We start from the raw sequence: 1700 nt of genomic DNA, 5'->3' as shown, positions 1-1700 counted from the left end.
ATCCGGTTTCAGCCGCCTATGAGGTGAACAACCTTCACAATGCGATCCAGAACCTGTCTCTGACAAATATCCGGACCGTGGTCGGTTCCATGGATCTCGACGAAGTCCTTTCCAATCGCGACGAGATCAATGCGCGGCTGCTCAATGTGGTCGATGCGGCGACCAACCCGTGGGGCGTAAAAGTGACCCGGATCGAGATCGCGGACCTCACACCGCCTGCAGACATTACAGAAGCCATGGCGCGCCAGATGAAGGCTGAGCGCCTGAAGCGGGCAGAAATCCTGACAGCTGAGGGCGATAAGCAGTCGGCCATTCTCAAGGCCGAAGGTCAGAAACAGTCCCAGATCCTAGAGGCTGAGGGCCGCCGGGAAGCGGCGTTCCGTGACGCCGAGGCGCGCGAGCGCGAAGCTGAAGCCGAAGCCAAGGCAACTGCGATGGTGTCTGAGGCGATCGCCAAGGGCGACGTCAATGCGATCAACTACTTCCTCGGCCAGCAATATGTGATGGCGTTCGAGAAACTGGCGACCGCGAACAATCAGAAGACCGTCATCATTCCGGCCGAGTTCAGCTCGATCCTGGGCACGATTGAAGGCATTCGCGGGCTGGCGGACAGTGCGACCAGCTCGAGATCGAATGGCGGCTCCGTGCCGCCGACCCGCCGCCGGGAGGACTAGGTATGGACGCCATCAATGAACTGCTCTGGCCGATCAGCGCCTGGCACTGGCTGGCGCTGGGGCTGGTCCTTCTCAGCATCGAGATGGCGGTCGGCACGTTTGATCTGCTGTGGATTGCGATTGCAGCCGGCATCACTGCCCTTTTCGCTGCGATTGCGCCGGCAGGCCTGAGCGACTGGCCCGGCCAGCTTATCTTCTTTGCTGTTGCCGCGACAGGGCTTCTCATACTCGGGCGCACCGTATTTGCAGGCATGCGCAAGCTCGCCGGAGAGCATCCGACGCTGAACAGGCGGATGAACCGGACACTCGGTCAGCGGGGCATTGCGATGTCGGATTTTGTGGGCGGTTTGGGCCGCGTCAGGCTCGGCGATACCGAATGGTCGGCGGAGACCGTAGATGGCTCCAATCCACGCGCCGGTACATCGATCAGGGTGGAGGATACGGCGGGGAATGTTCTGAAAATCGTCCCGGCTGACTGATTGGGGTTTGTGACCGGTCCGGGAGGCCAGAACCAGTACAATTTCAGTACAAATTCGGGCTAATTCCAGGCTAAGGGACCGGCCTTCATCGAAAGTTAGAAGAGCGAGCCTTGAGGCGGCGGTGTTGAGGGTTTAGCCGCCACTTTCTTGGGGGCCGGTTCAGGACGCTTTTGCGCCTTTGAGCGGTCAGGTGACCCACCCGTGATCTGGGCGGCAAGCGCCCCGTCCGATAGCACAAGCTCGACGGCCTGGTCTTTCCGGCCCTCGCTTACGCTTTTCAGGACCTTCCCATCGGTATCTCTCACGATGGCAAAGCCCCGATCAAGAGTCGCCTGATAGGAGAGGGTTTCGAGAAGTTTCGCCTGAGAGGCGAGCGATGTCTTTCTTGTTTCAATAAGACGTGAGAGAGCTGGGCGGGCGCGGACAGCGGCCTCGACCAGTTTCTGGCGATGCCGGCGCGCCTCGGCCTTGAGCGGGTCCGGCCGCAGGCGGGCGCTCGTGCGCGTCAGGTCGATATGCTTTGATTTGATCGCGCTCGACAGGCAGG

The 1700-nt window shown here is 60.8% G+C and carries 3 protein-coding genes; 2 read left to right on the top strand and 1 reads right to left on the bottom strand.

The features are described from left to right. Together WA989_RS14520 and WA989_RS14515 are read left to right on the top strand one after the other, a co-directional pair. On the top strand, positions 1-674 hold a 674-nt coding region (locus tag WA989_RS14520; protein ID WP_424341198.1), incomplete at its 5' end, for an SPFH domain-containing protein. A 2-nt stretch (positions 675-676) separates the two neighbouring features. Continuing rightward, positions 677-1153 carry an NfeD family protein gene (locus tag WA989_RS14515; protein ID WP_424341197.1) on the top strand — a complete coding sequence of 159 codons (477 nt, stop codon included), beginning with the start codon at positions 677-679 and terminating at the stop codon, positions 1151-1153. Positions 1154-1248: 95 nt separating this feature from the next. Here WA989_RS14515 and WA989_RS14510 read toward each other — a convergent pair. Further along, the coding region (locus WA989_RS14510) for an exodeoxyribonuclease VII large subunit (RefSeq protein WP_424341196.1) at positions 1249-1700 on the bottom strand (452 nt) is incomplete at its 5' end.

Origin of the sequence: Henriciella sp., from assembly GCF_049649345.1 — a bacterium.
Taxonomy (GTDB): domain Bacteria; phylum Pseudomonadota; class Alphaproteobacteria; order Caulobacterales; family Hyphomonadaceae; genus Henriciella.
The sequence above is the reverse complement of the archived record's forward strand: the minus strand, read 5'-3'. Positions and strand labels throughout refer to the sequence as shown.

What these genes read in the sequence shown, in the direction of transcription:
- WA989_RS14515 (WP_424341197.1), top strand. Translation starts at nt 677, where the DNA reads ATGGACGCCATCAATGAACTGCTCTGGCCGATCAGCGCCTGGCACTGG.